Raw genomic sequence first — 264 nt, 5'->3', positions numbered from 1 at the left:
CGTGACGAAGACGAACTCCCAGATCGTGACTTCCCAGATCAGCGTGTTCTGATTTTCCATCGCTCGCCCCTCAGTGCCTTCCGCCTTCGAGATAGGCGGCACGCACCTCCTCGCGCTTCAACAGTTCGGCGCCCGTTCCGCTCATCGTGATATTGCCGTTGACCATCACGTAGCCGCGATGCGCCAGCTTGAGCGCGTGGAATGCATTCTGCTCAACCAGAAAGACCGTCAGAACCTCGGTGCGGTTTAGCTCCTTCACAGCCT

General features: G+C 58.3%; 1 pseudogene. It reads right to left on the bottom strand.

Annotation, left to right across the window (positions count from 1 at the left end):
- Positions 1-70 precede the first annotated feature (70 nt).
- Positions 71-264: pseudogene (locus FLQ44_RS19770) on the bottom strand (hypothetical protein); the annotation flags it as partial.

Source organism: Vogesella mureinivorans (assembly GCF_007644035.1).
Classification (GTDB): domain Bacteria; phylum Pseudomonadota; class Gammaproteobacteria; order Burkholderiales; family Chromobacteriaceae; genus Vogesella; species Vogesella mureinivorans.
Note: the sequence above shows the minus strand (reverse complement) of the source record. Positions and strands in the feature narration are given on the sequence as shown.